This is a genomic window from Neptunomonas antarctica (assembly GCF_001305295.1).
Taxonomy (GTDB): domain Bacteria; phylum Pseudomonadota; class Gammaproteobacteria; order Pseudomonadales; family Balneatricaceae; genus Neptunomonas; species Neptunomonas antarctica.
In genome coordinates this window covers 19,043-35,051 of sequence record NZ_LJSI01000051.1, presented here as the reverse complement: position 1 = coordinate 35,051, position 16,009 = coordinate 19,043, and the positions used below count along the sequence as shown (strand labels likewise).

16 protein-coding genes are annotated in these 16,009 nt (G+C 45.9%); 14 read left to right on the top strand and 2 right to left on the bottom strand.

The features are described 5' to 3' along the window. Window positions 1–127 precede the first annotated feature (127 nt). Window positions 128–958, bottom strand: a complete 831-nt coding sequence (locus tag Nant_RS13755; protein WP_054342241.1) for a hypothetical protein — start codon at window positions 956–958, stop codon at window positions 128–130. Window positions 959–1,210: 252 nt separating this feature from the next. Here Nant_RS13755 and Nant_RS13750 point away from each other — a divergent pair, with 252 nt between their 5' ends. From Nant_RS13750 to hisA, 9 genes are all read left to right on the top strand, one after another. Next, window positions 1,211–2,617 (top strand): YfcC family protein, encoded by a 1,407-nt coding sequence (locus Nant_RS13750; RefSeq protein ID WP_054342240.1) that lies wholly within the window; start codon window positions 1,211–1,213, stop codon window positions 2,615–2,617. Window positions 2,618–2,697: 80 nt separating this feature from the next. After that, window positions 2,698–3,939, top strand: a complete 1,242-nt coding sequence (locus Nant_RS13745; protein ID WP_054342239.1) for an arginine deiminase — start codon at window positions 2,698–2,700, stop codon at window positions 3,937–3,939. Between the two features lie 133 nt (window positions 3,940–4,072). Next, the gene (gene argF / locus Nant_RS13740) at window positions 4,073–5,074 is read left to right on the top strand and encodes an ornithine carbamoyltransferase (protein WP_054342238.1); all 1,002 of its coding nucleotides are present in this window, start codon (window positions 4,073–4,075) and stop codon (window positions 5,072–5,074) included. Window positions 5,075–5,084: 10 nt separating this feature from the next. Next, entirely contained in the window at window positions 5,085–6,014 is a 930-nt protein-coding gene (arcC, locus tag Nant_RS13735; protein ID WP_054342237.1) for a carbamate kinase, read from the top strand. Window positions 6,015–6,236: 222 nt separating this feature from the next. Then, a complete protein-coding gene (locus Nant_RS13730) occupies window positions 6,237–6,506 on the top strand; it encodes a hypothetical protein (protein ID WP_143773606.1) in 270 nt (89 codons plus the stop codon). A 425-nt stretch (window positions 6,507–6,931) separates the two neighbouring features. Continuing rightward, on the top strand, window positions 6,932–7,621 hold the full coding sequence (gene minC / locus Nant_RS13725) for a septum site-determining protein MinC (RefSeq protein WP_054342235.1): 690 nt from the start codon (window positions 6,932–6,934) through the stop codon (window positions 7,619–7,621). Between the two features lie 49 nt (window positions 7,622–7,670). After that, window positions 7,671–8,483, top strand: coding sequence for a septum site-determining protein MinD (gene minD, locus Nant_RS13720; RefSeq protein ID WP_054342234.1), 813 nt, complete (start codon window positions 7,671–7,673; stop codon window positions 8,481–8,483). Next, a complete protein-coding gene (gene minE, locus Nant_RS13715; protein ID WP_054342233.1) occupies window positions 8,480–8,743 on the top strand; it encodes a cell division topological specificity factor MinE in 264 nt (87 codons plus the stop codon). The genes minD and minE overlap by 4 nt, the downstream gene beginning before the upstream one ends. A 134-nt stretch (window positions 8,744–8,877) precedes the next feature. Beyond that, entirely contained in the window at window positions 8,878–9,639 is a 762-nt protein-coding gene (gene hisA, locus Nant_RS13710; protein ID WP_054342279.1) for a phosphoribosylformimino-5-aminoimidazole carboxamide ribotide isomerase, read from the top strand. A 61-nt stretch (window positions 9,640–9,700) separates the two neighbouring features. Here hisA and Nant_RS13705 read toward each other — a convergent pair whose 3' ends face one another. After that, window positions 9,701–9,964: a PH domain-containing protein gene (locus tag Nant_RS13705; protein ID WP_054342232.1), complete on the bottom strand. Its 264-nt coding sequence runs from the start codon at window positions 9,962–9,964 to the stop codon at window positions 9,701–9,703. A 345-nt stretch (window positions 9,965–10,309) separates the two neighbouring features. On the opposite strand from Nant_RS13705, the gene leuC reads away from it, so the two are divergent. The 5 genes from leuC to Nant_RS13680 all read left to right on the top strand — a co-directional run bounded on the left by leuC (window position 10,310) and on the right by Nant_RS13680 (window position 15,878). Further along, complete coding sequence (leuC, locus tag Nant_RS13700) at window positions 10,310–11,731, top strand: 3-isopropylmalate dehydratase large subunit (RefSeq protein WP_054342231.1); 1,422 nt, start codon at window positions 10,310–10,312, stop codon at window positions 11,729–11,731. A 29-nt stretch (window positions 11,732–11,760) separates the two neighbouring features. After that, the gene (gene leuD, locus Nant_RS13695; RefSeq protein WP_054342230.1) at window positions 11,761–12,408 is read left to right on the top strand and encodes a 3-isopropylmalate dehydratase small subunit; all 648 of its coding nucleotides are present in this window, start codon (window positions 11,761–11,763) and stop codon (window positions 12,406–12,408) included. Between the two features lie 62 nt (window positions 12,409–12,470). Continuing rightward, window positions 12,471–13,553, top strand: coding sequence for a 3-isopropylmalate dehydrogenase (gene leuB, locus Nant_RS13690; RefSeq protein WP_054342229.1), 1,083 nt, complete (start codon window positions 12,471–12,473; stop codon window positions 13,551–13,553). A gap of 120 nt (window positions 13,554–13,673) precedes the next feature. Further along, entirely contained in the window at window positions 13,674–14,789 is a 1,116-nt protein-coding gene (gene asd, locus Nant_RS13685; protein WP_054342228.1) for an aspartate-semialdehyde dehydrogenase, read from the top strand. Between the two features lie 63 nt (window positions 14,790–14,852). Continuing rightward, entirely contained in the window at window positions 14,853–15,878 is a 1,026-nt protein-coding gene (locus Nant_RS13680) for an aspartate-semialdehyde dehydrogenase (protein WP_238377149.1), read from the top strand. Window positions 15,879–16,009 lie beyond the last annotated feature (131 nt).

Below are 16,009 nucleotides of genomic sequence, written 5' to 3'. Positions count from 1 at the left end.
TTCGCCTTTTACCACGACGGTATTACCAGCAAGGGTTGTGCCGGTGCTGGTACCGTCGCCGTTGTTGGTGGTGATTATCAGCTCGTTGCTGGCGCTGCCGATGGGGCTTTGAAGCGTGAGAATACGTTCATTCGTAGTGCCTCAGTATGCTTAGGTTTTGGTACACCACTGCGCCCATTTTGCTAATGGCGATGCTGTTGGCGGTGGCGACGCCTTTCCAACTGGAGCCGTCTTGGGCGAGTATCTTAATTAGTTCGCCAATATCCACAAAGCCTTCGTTTGGATCGTAGAATATTCGCCCGCTGAACACTTCTTTATGGCCTGATTTGGATAGCTCGATGCGGCCCCGCTCTGTATTGGCGATGGCGTCTGTCAGTAGGTTATCCACTATGTCGGGTAACAGGCTGTCGCCGGCGGTGCCCAGCTGCCTCACTTTAGCGAGTGCGCCATATTCTTGGCCTGCCACGTATACGCCGTTATATTTGATCTGTGGCTGGTACTCTTCCGACATCTCACTAAACAGTGCGCGCGGGATGGTACGGTCTTCTGTAGCAGCGTCCCAGTTCCAGGAAGAATGAGTAAAGCGCGGTTTAACGGTTAGCTCTTTGTTAGCAGGGTGTGGCTGGATCACGGCCCCGATCGCGTTGGTCAGGCTGAGTATAGAGGCAATCGGTGACTGGCTGCTGTAGCTGAAGACGTTGGCCGGTATCGACCAGTCGGGTGCGCTCCAGTTGAGTGTAAACCCTGTACCAAATAATTCGCTGGTTGCCAGCTGTGCGGCGGTAGAGCCGCTGGTTTCGGTGTGGCTCTTTTGTACGCTGTAGGGTGATGAGAGCAGCTTGGTTTTGCTGTAGGCCAGCACTGTCCATATCTTGTTGGCAAAGCGCTCTGTCTCGCTGATTTTTGAGACAAAGAACTCCCATACGTCGCCGTTAATCGTGAGGCGCACTTCTTTCATTGCACCTCATCGTGTTGATATTGATAAGCGCCTCGCTATTGTTGATGACAATAGTTAAACCGGGCAAGCGTGTGTCGCTTATGTTGGGCACCTAAGTTTCACTTACTGATCTGTCGCAGTATTAATGCAGGTTTTATATTCTATTTTGATGATGGGGTTTTTTAAGTTTGTACTTTAATTTACAGTGAATTTTAAACATGTGTTTTTGGTATCCCAAAGAGACCTCTAGTCTATTTGAAAAGGACGTTCAATATGACCGTTAAATTCCCCACCGCTTACACTATTCTTTTTTTGTTGATTGCTTTGGTTGCTGCTGGCACTTGGGTTGTTCCGGCGGGAAAATACGACCGTGTTGAAAATGTGGCGTTAGGAAAGGAAGTGCCTGTACCTGGCACTTACCAGCAAGTTGATGCGGATCCTCAAGGTGTTGTTGATGTTTTCCTTGCGCCTATTGCCGGGTTTTATGATCCAGACACTTACCAGGCAGCTGCTATTGATGTGGCTTTGTTTGTCTTAATTATAGGTGGGTTTTTAGGGGTCGTGACCAAAACGGGTGCGATTGATGCCGGTATTTCGCGCGCGATGGTGGATCTTAAAGGTCATGAAAAATGGATGATTCCGATTCTTATGGCATTGTTTGCGGCTGGCGGTAGCACGTATGGCATGGCTGAAGAGTCGCTGGCTTTTTATGCATTACTTATTCCTGTGATGATTGCGGCGGGTTATGACTCCGTTGTTGCGGTGGCCATCATTCTTCTGGGAGCGGGAATAGGTTGTCTGGGTTCAACGATTAATCCTTTTGCAACGGTTATCGCTGCGAATGCGGCAGATATTCCTTTTACGCAAGGTATCGGTCTCAGATTTTTTATCTTGGTTAGTGGTTGGTTCGCTTGTGTCATCTATGTGATGCGCTATGCCGCTAAAGTCAAAAAAGATCCTACTTTATCCATCGTTGCTGATCGTCGAGTTGAAATTGAGGCGCAGTTTCGTAAAGAGCCGAGTGATGATGGACAATCTCTTCTGACGCTTTCTCAGAAGGTTGTATTGGTTATTTTTGCCTCAACCTTTGCGGTCATGATTTGGGGCGTTTCGAGTCAAGGATGGTGGATGGCGAAGATGGGGGCGCTGTTTATTGTTGCTTCCATTTTGATTGGTTTTGTTACCCGAATGGGTGAGCAAAATTTCACGGAAGTCTTTATCAATGGAGCCCGTGATTTATTAGGGGTGGCCATTATTATTGGTATTGCGCGAGGCATTGTTGTCGTGATGGATGCAGGTCACATGACCGATACGATTTTGCATCTGGGTGAGCAAACGCTTAGTGGTTTATCTGACGTCGTCTTTATCAATGTTATGTTTGGTATTGAAGTACTCATGTCGTTTTTTGTTCCTTCATCCTCAGGGCTGGCGGTATTAACTATGCCGATTATGGCGCCATTAGCTGATTTTTCCGGTGTGGGTCGAGAATTGGTGGTGACAGCTTATCAGTCCGCTAATGGTTTGGTTAATTTATTTAATCCAACTTTTGCTGTTGTTATGGGAGCTTTGGCTATCGGTAAAGTACCTTATGAAAGATGGTTACGCTTTCTTTGGCCACTATTATTAATTCTTACCCTAATTATTATGGGTTCCCTCAGTATTATGGCTTTAAGCGCGTAAGCAATGAATTATTCGTACTTTTCTTAATTGCATTTTAGCTTTGTAATTAGGTTTTTCACGCAATTTAAAAGGACAATAAAATGCTTGAATTTGGCGTTCACTCTGAAATTGGCAAACTGCATAAAGTCATTGTATGTCAGCCGGGACTTGCGCATTCTCGACTTACACCGGGTAATGCGGCTGAATTATTATACGACGATGTGTTATGGGTGCAGCAGGCACGTACTGACCACATGGACTTCCGTATGAAGATGGAAAGTCGTGGCACAGAGGTACTCGAATTTGGCCAGTTATTAAAAGAAACGATACAAGATGACAAGGCCAGGGCTTGGATTCTTGACCGTCGTATTGACGAGGATCAGGTAGGCGTTGGCATGTTAAACGAGCTGCGCAGTTGGCTCGATGGTATGTCGGCCGAGCAGCTAGCCATTTATCTGGTGGGGGGGATTTCAGTTCACGATCTGCCTTTTAAACCGCATGGTATGTTTGGTAATTATTTGGGGGCAGATGGATTTGTTATTCCTCCGTTACCGAATACTCAGTTTACACGTGATAACAGCAGTTGGATTTATAACGGTGTCACGGTTAATCCAATGTATTGGCCGGCACGTCGTCCTGAAACCTTATTAATCACCGCTATTTATCAATTTCATCCCGCGTTTGCTCCAGCGTTTAATAAGGGTGATTTTAAAATTTGGTGGGGGAATCCAGATAAAAATCACGGCCCAGCGACTGCTGAAGGTGGTGATGTTATGCCGATCGGTAATGGCTGTGTATTGATCGGTATGGGCGAGCGCACTTCGCCTCAAGCGGTTGGGCAAATCGCCCAAAGACTTTTCAATCAGGGCGCTGCGACACGAGTGATTGCTTGTCAGATGCCACGCTCTCGTTCGGCTATGCATTTAGATACGGTGTTTAGTCATATTGATCGGGATGTAGCCACCGCATTTGTTGATGTTTGCGATCAAATTCAATGTTATAGCTTGCGCCCTAGTGACAATACTGAGCATGTGGATTTTCGCAAAGAAGATAAACATTTGTTCGCTCTTGTGGCGGAGTGTTTAGGCATTAATAAGCTGCGCATTGTGCAAACCGGAGGTGATAGTTATCAAAAAGAACGTGAGCAGTGGGATGACGGTAACAACGTAATTACATTGGAACCGGGTGTTGTCGTTGCCTACGATCGTAATACTTATACCAATACTTTATTGCGCAAGGCTGGAATAGAAGTGATCACTATTAGCGGTGCTGAATTAGGACGCGGTCGTGGCGGCGGTCATTGTATGACGTGTCCTGTTTGGCGTGATCCGGTTGAATATTAAAAACGCATTATGCGTCTCTTTTACTATTTAATTCATACCGTTTGATGCTGTCATTCCAATATAAGTCATTGGCTAAATTCAGGGTGTTTTAATTTAGTCATTTTGCATTCAAGGTATATAAGGAGCATTAAAAATGTCGTTTAATTTACGCAATAAAAATTTTCTTAAACTCTTAGATTTTAGTCAGCGAGATGTTAAATTTTTACTCGATTTATCACGAGATCTTAAGCGTGCAAAATACACCGGTATGGAGCAGCAGAGACTCAAAGGTAAAAATATTTGCCTTATTTTTGAAAAGTCTTCGACTCGAACTCTCTGTGCATTTGAAGTGGCCTCCTTCGACCAAGGTGCGCAAATTACTTATTTAGGACCTTCTGGTTCGCAAATAGGTAAGAAAGAATCAATGAAAGATACCGCTCGTGTACTGGGGCGTATGTTCGATGCGATTGAATATCGTGGCTTTGGACAGGGTGTTGTTGAAGAGCTTGCTAAGTTCGCAGGTGTGCCCGTTTACAATGGTTTAACCGAAGAATTTCACCCGACCCAAATGCTGGCAGATTTATTAACGATGCGCGAGCACAGTGACAAACCTTTGTCTGATATCAGTTATGCCTATGTGGGTGATGCCCATTCCAATATGGGGCATTCACTGATGATTGCAGGCTGTTTAATGGGGATGGATGTGCGGATTGCAGCCCCTAAATCGTTATGGCCAAGTGATGAGTTTTTAAAACCTGCACGCGAGTTTGAAAAACTTTATGGGGGTAAGCTAACGATTACGGAAGATCCAAAAGAAGCAGTGAAAGGGTGTGATTTTATCCATACCGACGTCTGGGTATCTATGGGCGAGCCTGATGATGTATGGGAAGAAAGAATTAAATTGTTAACACCTTACCGTGTTGATAGTGAGTTGATGCAAGCGACGGGTATTAGTACTACTAAATTTATGCATTGTTTACCTGCCTTTCATAATCGCGACACCTTGGTGGGTGAAGATATTTATCAAAAATTTGGTATTACTGAAATGGAAGTTACCGATGAAGTCTTTGAATCGGTCGCGGGTATTCAGTTTGAGCAGGCAGAGAATCGCTTGCACACTATTAAGGCTATGCTAGTGGCGACGCTGGGTAATTAAGGAGCAACTTATGCGAATCGTAGTTGCTCTGGGTGGTAACGCTTTACTTCGACGTGGCCAACCATTAACAGCACAAGCGCAGCGCGAGAATATTAAAACCGCTGCGCATGCATTGGCAAAAATCGCCATCAATAACGAGTTGATTATTACTCATGGTAATGGCCCTCAAGTCGGCTTGCTTGCCTTGCAAGGCAATGCTTATAAGCCGGATGAATTGTATCCTCTGGATGTGCTAGGTGCAGAAACAGAGGGCATGATTGGTTATATGATAGAACAGGAAATGGGCAACTTAGTACCTGATGAACGGCCATTAGCAACCTTGCTGACGATGGTGGAGGTAGATTCAAACGATCCTGCTTTTGGCAATCCAGCGAAGTTTATTGGCCCGGTTTATGATGAAGCCGAAGCTCAGAAAATGGCCCGAGATAATCATTGGTCGATTAAGCCTGACGGAAAAAAATGGCGTCGTGTGGTTCCTTCTCCTTTGCCTAAACGCATTATTGAAATTAATCCAATTCGCTGGTTGTTGGAAAAAAATACCATTGTGATTGCCAGCGGCGGTGGAGGCATTCCGACAATGTATGATGCAGACCATAATCTGCAGGGTGTCGAGGCGGTGATTGATAAAGATCTGTCGAGTGAGTTACTGGCACGTGAGTTGGGCGCTGACTTATATATTATGGCTACCGATACGCCGGCTGTGTATCTTGATTGGGAGACGCCCGGGCAGCGAGGGATTAAAAGTGTAAATCCCGCTGACTTAGCTAACCACTCATTTGCAGCTGGTTCCATGGGGCCAAAGGTAAGTGCTGCCCGCCAATTTGCAGAAATGACAGGTAAAGTAGCGGCTATTGGAGCCTTGGCTGATTTAGAAAACATAGTGGCAGGTACTGCGGGTACTTTAGTGAGTAAGCAGGTTGTGGAAATGGAATGCTATTGATTTGATGCCGGCTCTTGGTACCACATTCCAAAAGATTAAACCCTCGTAGCTACTGGCTTCGAGGTTTTTTTTCGTCTTTTTTATTGTTGTCATGGTTGTTTGATAGCCCACTCCATAGCATAAGTAACCCCGTTACAAAGAGCTTACTTGCAGAGACATATCTTATGTTATTTGAAACCCATTTTATTGGTCTTAATTATGTTGCAGTATTTGGCTTATTCTATGTCGTTGGCTCACTCGACGGGTAACCGTGTGTTGCGTGAAACATTGTCTGTGTGGGATAAGTACGACCTTCCTCAAGGCGTACCCCTTATTTTCATGAATACTTTCTTAGTGGCGGTGGACGTGATCAATGAGACGCTGCATGAAGGGCAAAAAGGGGAGCCGGGTAAGGTATTCGAGCATATATTTTCATGCTTGCTGTCGGGGCGGGTATATTGCGACGATGACAATCGTCGATCTTCAATTATTCATTTAGGTAAAAAAGAGTGACGTTAGTGCATTGGCTAAAGGAGGGAGGGCATTGCTCTTGTTTGTTATGCAGTTGTAGGCAAGGCAGCACGTGAACAAAATCGAAGAATAACGGTCTGTATTGTGGCGCTTGATACGTTGCTGGTATGGGTATTTGTGCAAGCTGTAGCACCGGAGGAGTGTGGTCAAAGTTTCACGCCGAGGCAGTATCGGGGCGGTAATTAATAAGTCTGTTGTTTTAATCCATTATTTATCAAATTTAATGATTAAATCTTTATATCCTATGCGGGTTTCGTTTCCTGTGATGATGTGAATTTGATAATATGCCGCGTAAATGGGTCGTTTCATGTTTGTTTGCGTAGTTTTCGGGCAATAATGGGATGGCGGTAAGGATGGCGGCAGTAGAGTTGTGTGTCGGTTTTTTCATTGTAGGTTAGGGTTGCTGAATGACAGACGTTTGTTTTCAGATGAAAGGTACAGCAGTAACAGCAGTTGTAATGGATCTTTATAATTATTCTTCAGGTGTTTTTTATGAGCAGCTGAAACAAAAAATTGATACAGCTCCACATTTTTTTAACGCTTCTCCTCTTGTTCTTAACTTATCATCTTATGATGGTCTGTTGCAGTCTGAACATTTGTCTCAGGTTGTGGCTTCTTGTCGCGAGTTGGGTTTGCAGCCTATGGCCTGCAAAGCGGCGCCTGAGCATTTGCTTGGGGCCATTAAAAAGCTGGGTATGGCTTGTTTGCCGGCATCTAATGCGCGGACAACAAAAATAGAAGCTGAGCCGGTTGCTCAGGTAGAGTCTCCACGGGCGACTAAAATCATCACAAGACCTATCCGTTCAGGCCAGCAAGTTTACGCCGAAGGTTCTGATTTGATTTTAATGGCCGCCGTCAGTGAGGGTGCTGAAGTGCTGGCTGATGGTCATATTCATGTCTATGGTCCGCTTCGTGGCCGTGCATTGGCCGGTGTTAAGGGTGATACAGACGCGCGTATTTTCTGTCGTCAGATGGAAGCTGAGTTAGTGTCTATCGCTGGATATTTTATATTAAACGATAAGCTGCGTGAGCAGTGCTGGAAGCAGCCGGCACAAGTATATTTAGAAGGCGAATCCATTCAGGTGGCAGCTCTTTAGGCGTATTGCTGTTACGTGGGTTTGATCAAACAGATGATGAGGAATTCAAGTGGCTAAGATTATTGTAGTGACGTCCGGTAAAGGTGGCGTAGGTAAAACAACGACGAGTGCTGCCATCGGCACAGGGTTGGCATTGCGTGGTTTTAAAACCGTAGTGATCGACTTTGACGTGGGTTTACGGAACCTGGATTTGATTATGGGGTGTGAGCGCCGCGTGGTTTATGACTTCGTTAACGTAATTAATAAAGAAGCTAATTTAAATCAGGCGCTGATTAAAGATAAGCGTACGCCAGGTCTGTATATTCTGCCCGCATCACAAACGCGTGATAAAGATGCGTTGACGATGGAAGGTGTCCAGACGGTCTTAGATAACCTGGCTAAGGATTTTGAATACATTATCTGTGATTCGCCGGCCGGTATCGAGCAAGGCGCGCAGATGGCGCTGTATTTTGCCGATGAAGCGATTGTTGTAACCAACCCTGAAGTCTCTTCAGTGCGTGACTCTGATCGTATTTTGGGCATCCTGCAAAGCAAGTCATTGAAAGCTGAGCAGGGCGGAACGGTTAAAGAGCATTTATTACTGACGCGTTATAACCCTGAGCGCGTAGCGGCGGCTGAGATGCTTAGCGTTGCTGACGTGGAAGATATTCTGGCGGTTCCTTTGTTGGGCGTTATTCCTGAGTCAGATGCCGTGCTTAAGGCTTCTAACCAGGGTGCTCCGGTTATTTTAGACCATGAATCTGAAGCGGGGCAGGCTTATCTTGATGCTGTATCGCGTTTGTTGGGTGAAGAAGTTGAACACCGTTTTCTTGAAGTCCAGAAAAAAGGATTTTTGAAGCGACTGCTTGGAGGTAAGAAGTGAGTATTTTTAACTACTTTCTAAAAAAAGAGAAAAAGAGCACGGCGTCTGTCGCCAAAGAACGGTTGCAAATTATTGTTGCTCATGAACGGAATAAAAGGCACCAGCCAGATTATTTCCCGAAAATGCAGCAGGAAATTATTGCTGTTATTCGTAAGTATGTGAATATCGATGATGATCAGGTTTCTGTGCAATTAGATAACAATGATGATTGTTCTGTGTTGGAGTTAAATATCACATTACCCGATAGATCCGCTGACTAGGTTGTTTTAGTTCTAGCGCTTTGTCGCTTTAGCATGACTTCACCTTCCAGCAAAATTTGGTAGGTGGGGTTATGTGTTATTAGGTCTATGTTAGATTTTCGTTAGATGTGGTTTTTATAGAGTTGGAGATGTGTGTGACTCAGTTTCGTCCTTGTATCGATCTGCATCAGGGTCAGGTTAAGCAAATAGTGGGCGGTAGCCTGAATGATCACGGTGCCACTACTAACTTTGTCAGTGCTTATGATGCTGCTTATTATGCGCGTTTGTATCATAAGCATAATCTGACCGGCGGGCACGTTATCGCTCTTGGTCCTGGCAATAAAGAGCAGGCGTTGCAGGCGTTGCAGGCGTGGCCGGATGGAATGCAGTTTGGCGGGGGGGTGAATCGAGAGAATGCGGCCGAGTTTTTGCGGGCAGGTGCCTCGCATGTGATTGTGACTTCTTATCTGTTTGAAAACGGACGTTTCTCCTGGGAGCGTTTGGAACAAATAAAAGCCGAAACCGGTACGCAGCGACTGGTACTTGATCTGAGTTGTCGGCGCACTGCTTCTGGCTGGAATATCGCAACGGATCGTTGGCAGACAGTAACTGAAACGGTGATCAATTTGCCGACGTTACGTGAGCTTGAGCAGCATTGTGCGGAGTTTTTGATTCACGCGGCAGATGTTGAAGGGTTGCAGGCGGGCATTGATCAGGATTTAGTGGCATTGTTAGGTGAAATATCAACGATTCCTGTTACCTATGCGGGTGGTGCACGTTCGCTGGAGGACTTGCAGCAAGTTAGTCAGTTGTCGGCAGGTAAGGTTGATTTAACGATTGGCAGTGCGTTGGATATTTTTGGTGGTAACGGTGTGACGCTGGATGCTTGTATTGAATGGAACGGACAAAACCTGTAGTGCTGGCTTCATTCTCAGTTCGGCTCTTTACTTGAATCTTTATGTAACTCCTTGTTAGTTGTTACACTCGTTGGTTTTTCTGCAGAACGCGGTAAATTTTCCGGCTGGTTTTAGCCAGCTTGTTGATATCTCCCAATCCTGGTTTTTCGCCTTGCTGGAGACGTTGCTCCCACTCTCCTACTTCCATGTCCAGAAAGTCGATCAGCTTTTTCGAGCAGCCAGTGCAGATGCCAGAGCATAGCTCGCTCATAGGTAGCTCGAAAGGAATGGTGAAACGGACTTCATCAATCAGTTTTTGCATGGCGGTTGTGGTGTCTGGCTTCATGCTGTGCTCTTTGATTGGATTTTCCTGTGCAATGAAGGCTATTTTAAAGGATGTGGTTCGTTCGACATTGATATAAAGCAGTTTTCTATAATTAATCAGTACTGTCAGGGTGAGTCATTAATTAGACTTGGCTATTGAGAGTTCGACTTAGTATTGTTAATTGTGCTTACTATTCCTAATAGGAATCAAAACTATAAAAAATATGAATTTGTATAATTTCTAACGCTCAATTACGATGGCGACATAATAACGCGCACGTCAACAAACAGCGTGCGCCCCGTGTTCCCATGACTGTTTCTTTGTTATGCGGGACGCCAATAAAGCCGGATAGAGGAGATTGTTCTGATGGCGGGTAAAACATTGTACGACAAATTATGGGATCAGCATCTTGTTCGCCAGAACGATGATGGTAGTGCATTAATTTACATTGATCGCCAGATTTTGCATGAAGTGACTTCTCCGCAGGCTTTTGAAGGTCTGCGTCTGGCGAACCGTAAACCCTGGCGCATTGATGCCAACCTGGCAACACCCGACCACAACGTACCAACGACAGAGCGTTCTGGTGGTGTTGAGCTGATTGTTGATCCGGTTTCTCGTATTCAGGTGAAAACACTGGACGATAATTGTGATGCCTTCGGTATCGTAGAATTTAAAATGAACGATACACGTCAAGGTATCGTGCATGTGGTTGGGCCTGAACAAGGGATGACGTTGCCGGGTTCTACGGTGGTGTGTGGTGATTCTCATACCTCTACGCACGGTGCATTTGGTGCATTGGCGCATGGTATCGGGACATCAGAAGTTGAGCATGTATTGGCAACTCAGTGCCTTATCGCTAAGAAAATGGACAATATGCTGGTGCGTGTTGATGGGCAGCTGGGTGTTGGTGTTACGGCTAAAGATGTCGTATTGCACATTATTGGTGTGATTGGTACAGCGGGCGGTAACGGTAGTGCGATAGAGTTTGGTGGTGAGGCGATTCGTAGTATTTCTATGGAAGGCCGCATGACTATTTGTAATATGGCGATCGAGGCCGGTGCCCGTGTCGGAATTGTGGCGGTTGATCAGACGACAATTGATTACTTTAAAGGTCGTCCTTTCTCGCCAACGGAATCGCAGTGGGATGCGGCCGCGGCTGCCTGGAAAGAGCTGGTATCTGACGACGACGCCGAATTTAATACAGTCGTTGTGATTAATGCCGCTGATATTATTCCTCAGGTAACCTGGGGCACATCGCCCGAAATGGTAGTGGATGTGACAGCCACGGTGCCTAATCCTGATAAAGAGTCAGACCCGACTAAAGCCGATGGGATTCGTCGTGCGCTGAAGTATATGGGGCTGACGGCGGATCAAAAAATCACGGATATCCAATTAGATCGTGTGTTTATTGGCTCGTGTACTAACTCACGTATTGAAGACTTACGTGCGGCAGCGGCGGTGGTTAAAGGGCGTAAAGTCGCTTCTACTATCAAGCAGGCGCTGGTGGTGCCAGGTTCTGGCTTGGTGAAAGCGCAGGCTGAAAAAGAAGGCTTGGATAAAATCTTCATTGAAGCTGGTTTGGAATGGCGTGAACCGGGTTGCTCTATGTGCCTTGCTATGAATCCGGACAAACTGGGTAATGGCGAACATTGCGCATCAACCAGTAACCGTAATTTTGAAGGTCGTCAGGGCTTTGGTGGACGCACGCATTTGGTGAGTCCTGCCATGGCTGCAGCGGCGGCTGTTACCGGTCACTTTATTGATGTTCGTGAGCTGATGGGTTACTAAGCACGCGCGCCAGATAGGAGAAGAACATAATGAAACAATTTACATTGATGACTGGTATGGCGGCACCGCTGGATCGTGCCAATGTTGATACGGATATGATTATTCCTAAGCAGTTCCTTAAATCGATTAAACGTTCTGGTTTCGGACCAAATTTGTTCGATGAGCTGCGTTATATGGATGAGGGTCAGCCAGACCAGGATTGTAGCGGTCGACCACTGAATCCTGATTTCGTATTGAATCAGGCGCGTTATCAAGGGGCGAGCGTGTTGCTGGCGCGTGAGAACTTTGGTTGTGGTTCTAGCCGTGAGCATGCGCCGTGGGCGTTAGATGATTTCGGTATTCGCTGTGTTATCGCGCCGAGTTTTGCTGATATTTTCTACAACAACTGTTTTAAAAATGGTCTGTTGCCGATTATTTTATCGGATACTCAGGTTGATCAGTTATTTGAAGAAGTGGCGGCGACAGTAGGCTATCAACTGATGGTTGATTTGGAAAAACAAGTTGTGGTCACGCCATCAGGTATTGAGATGGAATTTAGAGTGGACAGCTTTCGTAAACATTGCCTGTTACATGGTTTGGATGATATCGGTTTGACGCTTGGATTTGCCGATGATATCGCGGCTTACGAGCTGCGCCGTCGTCAGGAAGCTCCATGGTTGTTTGATGCCATCAAGTAATAGCGCTATCTGGTAGCGGCAAGTAACAGCGATAAGTAACAGTAAGATAAAGGGTTTTGAAAATGAGTAAAAATGTACTGATTCTGCCTGGTGATGGTATTGGTCCGGAGATCGTTACAGAAGCAAAACGTGTTCTGGATCTGGTAAACGAACAGTGTTCATTAGGGCTGGAGTTTACAACAGCGCTTATCGGTGGCTCTGCGATAGATGCTGAGGGTGTGCCATTGCCCGCCTCTACGCTGGATGCCGCAAAAGCAGCCGATGCGATTCTGTTGGGTGCTGTCGGTGGCCCTCAATGGGATACTAATCCTGATTTTCAGATTCGTCCGGAAAAGGGGTTGTTGGGGATTCGTTCTAATTTGGGTTTATTCGGTAATTTGCGTCCTGCGATTTTATATCCGCAGTTAGCGCATGCCTCTTCCCTTAAGCCTGAAATAGTATCGGGTTTGGACATTCTGATCGTACGTGAATTAACGGGCGGCATTTATTTTGGCCAGCCGCGCGGTATTCGGGTGAAAGAAGGCGGTATTCGCGAAGGCTATAATACCTATGTGTATGACGAGAATGAGATTCGTCGTATCGGTCGTGTCGCTTTTGAAGCGGCACGTCAGCGCGGTAAAAAGTTGTGTTCTGTCGATAAAGCGAATGTGTTGGAAGTGACCGTTCTGTGGCGCGAAATTATGGAAGAGTTGTCAGCAGAGTACTCGGATGTTGAGCTGAGCCATATGTACGTAGATAATGCAGCTATGCAGTTGGTACGCGCACCTAAGCAGTTCGATGTAATAGTTACGGGTAATATGTTTGGTGATATTTTGTCTGATGCTGCTGCCATGCTGACAGGTTCTATTGGTATGTTGCCATCGGCCTCTCTTGACGTAAATGGTAAGGGTATGTATGAGCCGTGTCATGGCTCTGCGCCTGATATTGCCGGGCAAGGTAAAGCTAACCCATTGGCAACGATTCTTTCAGCCGCTATGATGTTACGCTACTCGCTGGACGCTGGCGAAGTGGCAGACAAGATTGAAGCAGCGGTAAGTCAGGTATTGGATCAGAACCTGCGTACGGCAGATATCATGTCAGAAGGGATGGTGTTGGTCAGTACATCGCAAATGGGTGATGCTGTTGTGGCAGCACTGAAAGGCTAGTTTTACGTCAGCGAATGAAGTGTAGGTAATGTACAATTATTCGTCGTCTTTGGATGCCGGCTTTTGTTTCTATTCGCTCTGTATATATTTATTCTTTATATTTTTAAATTGGGGATACCAATGAAACGTGTAGGTTTTGTCGGTTGGCGCGGAATGGTTGGTTCTGTGCTGATGCAACGCATGATGGAAGAGCGTGATTTCGATCATATCGAAGAGCCCGTTTTCTTTACCACTTCTCAGGTTGGCGAAGCGGGTCCGGATATAGGTAAGGCTATTCCAGCACTGAAAGACGCGATGGATATTGACGCGCTGAAGGCGATGGACGCAATTATTTCCTGTCAGGGCGGGGACTACACGAAAGCAGTATTCTCCAGGTTGCGTGAGTCTGGTTGGAAAGGCTACTGGATTGATGCGGCGTCTACATTGCGTATGGACGATGACAGTATTATTGTTTTAGATCCGGTGAATCGTCGTGTTATTGATAAAGGCTTAGCGGCTGGAGTAAAAAACTTTATTGGCGGCAACTGTACGGTTTCTCTGATGTTAATGGGGCTGGGCGGTTTATTTAAGTCGGGTCAAATTGAATGGCTAACGTCGATGACGTATCAAGCGGCTTCGGGTAGCGGCGCACGTCACATGCGTGAGCTGATTAGCCAGATGGGTGTGATTCATAACTCAGTCGAGGGCTTGCTTGATGTAAACGGTGCTATTCTGGATATTGACAAGCGTGTGGCTGAAACCATCCGTGGTTCTGATATGCCGGTTGATAATTTTGGCGTTCCGTTGGCGGGTAGCTTGATTCCCTGGATCGACGTTGCGCTGGAAAATGGCCAGAGCAAAGAAGAGTGGAAAGGGTTCGTTGAAACTAATAAAATTCTCGGTCGCTCTGAGAATCCTATTTCAATTGACGGGACCTGTGTCCGTATCGGCGCAATGCGCTGCCATAGTCAGGCGTTTACTATTAAATTGAAACAGAATATCCCGCTGGATGAGATCGAAGCAATGATCGCAGAAGCGAATGATTGGGTTAAAGTGGTTCCTAATTCGCGTGATATTACGGTAGCTGAGCTGACGCCGGCGAAAGTTACAGGTACTCTGAGTGTTCCTGTGGGTCGTCTGCGCAAAATGCAGATGGGTGGTCAGTATTTAAATGCTTTCAGTGTGGGTGATCAGCTACTATGGGGCGCGGCAGAGCCGTTGCGTCGTATGCTACGGATCCTGTTAGAAGAAGCCTGATAGTGTACTAGTAACTATATTTATAATAGCCCGACATTGTTCGGGCTGTTTTTTTTTGAGGGTATGATGGATAGAGTTTTCAATATTGCTGTTGTGGGTGCGACCGGATTAGTCGGTGAAAATATCCTGAGTATTCTTGAGGAGCGAAAATTTCCTGTTAATGATTTGTTTTTGTTAGCCAGTGATCGTAGTGCCGGAACAAAAGTTTCATTTCAGGGCCATACGGTTAAAGTGCAGGATATTGTCGATTTTGACTTTACTCAGGTTCAAATCGCTTTGTTTGCCGCAGGAGAAGAGGTCGCAGCTAACTATGCACCGATTGCTGCTGATTCGGGCTGCATCGTGATTGATAGTAGTGCATGCTTCAGAAATGATCCTGATGTTCCGCTCGTTATTCCTGATGTTAATGCCTACCGTATTGCTGATTTTTCTATCCGTAATATTATTAGCTGCCCTAGCAGTTCAGCGGCTCAGATGCTAATGGCCTTAGCGCCGATTCATCGTGCGGTCGGTATTGATTTGATCAATATTTCGACCTACGAGGCGGTTTCGGGCTCAGGTAGAAAAGGGGTGAAGGAGCTGGCACAGCAAACCGCGCAACTCTTAAATGCCCGTGAAATTGAATCCCGTGTTTATGATAAGCAGATTGCATTTAATGTTATTCCGTATGTCGGCAGTTTTCTGGAAAACGGCTATACTCATGAAGAGATGGGGTTAGTGTGGGAAACGCAGAAAGTTCTGGATGATACTTCAGTACGGGTCAATCCTACTTGTGTCAGAGTGCCGGTTTTTTTCGGTCATAGTGCGTCTGTTTACATAGAAACGCTTGCTTATATCAGTGCAGAAGAAGTGATTGATATTCTCGAGACCACTGAGGGCGTTGAAGTTCTAAGCAGTGTTGCTGATATGAGTTTTGCTACACCCGTTTCCGATGCTGCAGGCAGCGATGCTATTTATGTGAGCCGCATTCGTGAAGATTTAAATGGTCGTCAGGGTATTAGTTTATGGATAACGGCCGATAACGTCCGTAAAGGTTCTGCTCTCAATGCAGTTCAGGTAGCTGAGTTGTTGATTAACGAATACCTATAAGTTGTCTGATTTGCAAAATGAGCGGAGAAATTAAGAATAATTGAGCAAATAACGCCCTTATTTGCTCAGTTTCTTGACCGATTGATACTTTTTAACAATACTTTAAGCATCTATCGGATCGGCAACTTGCT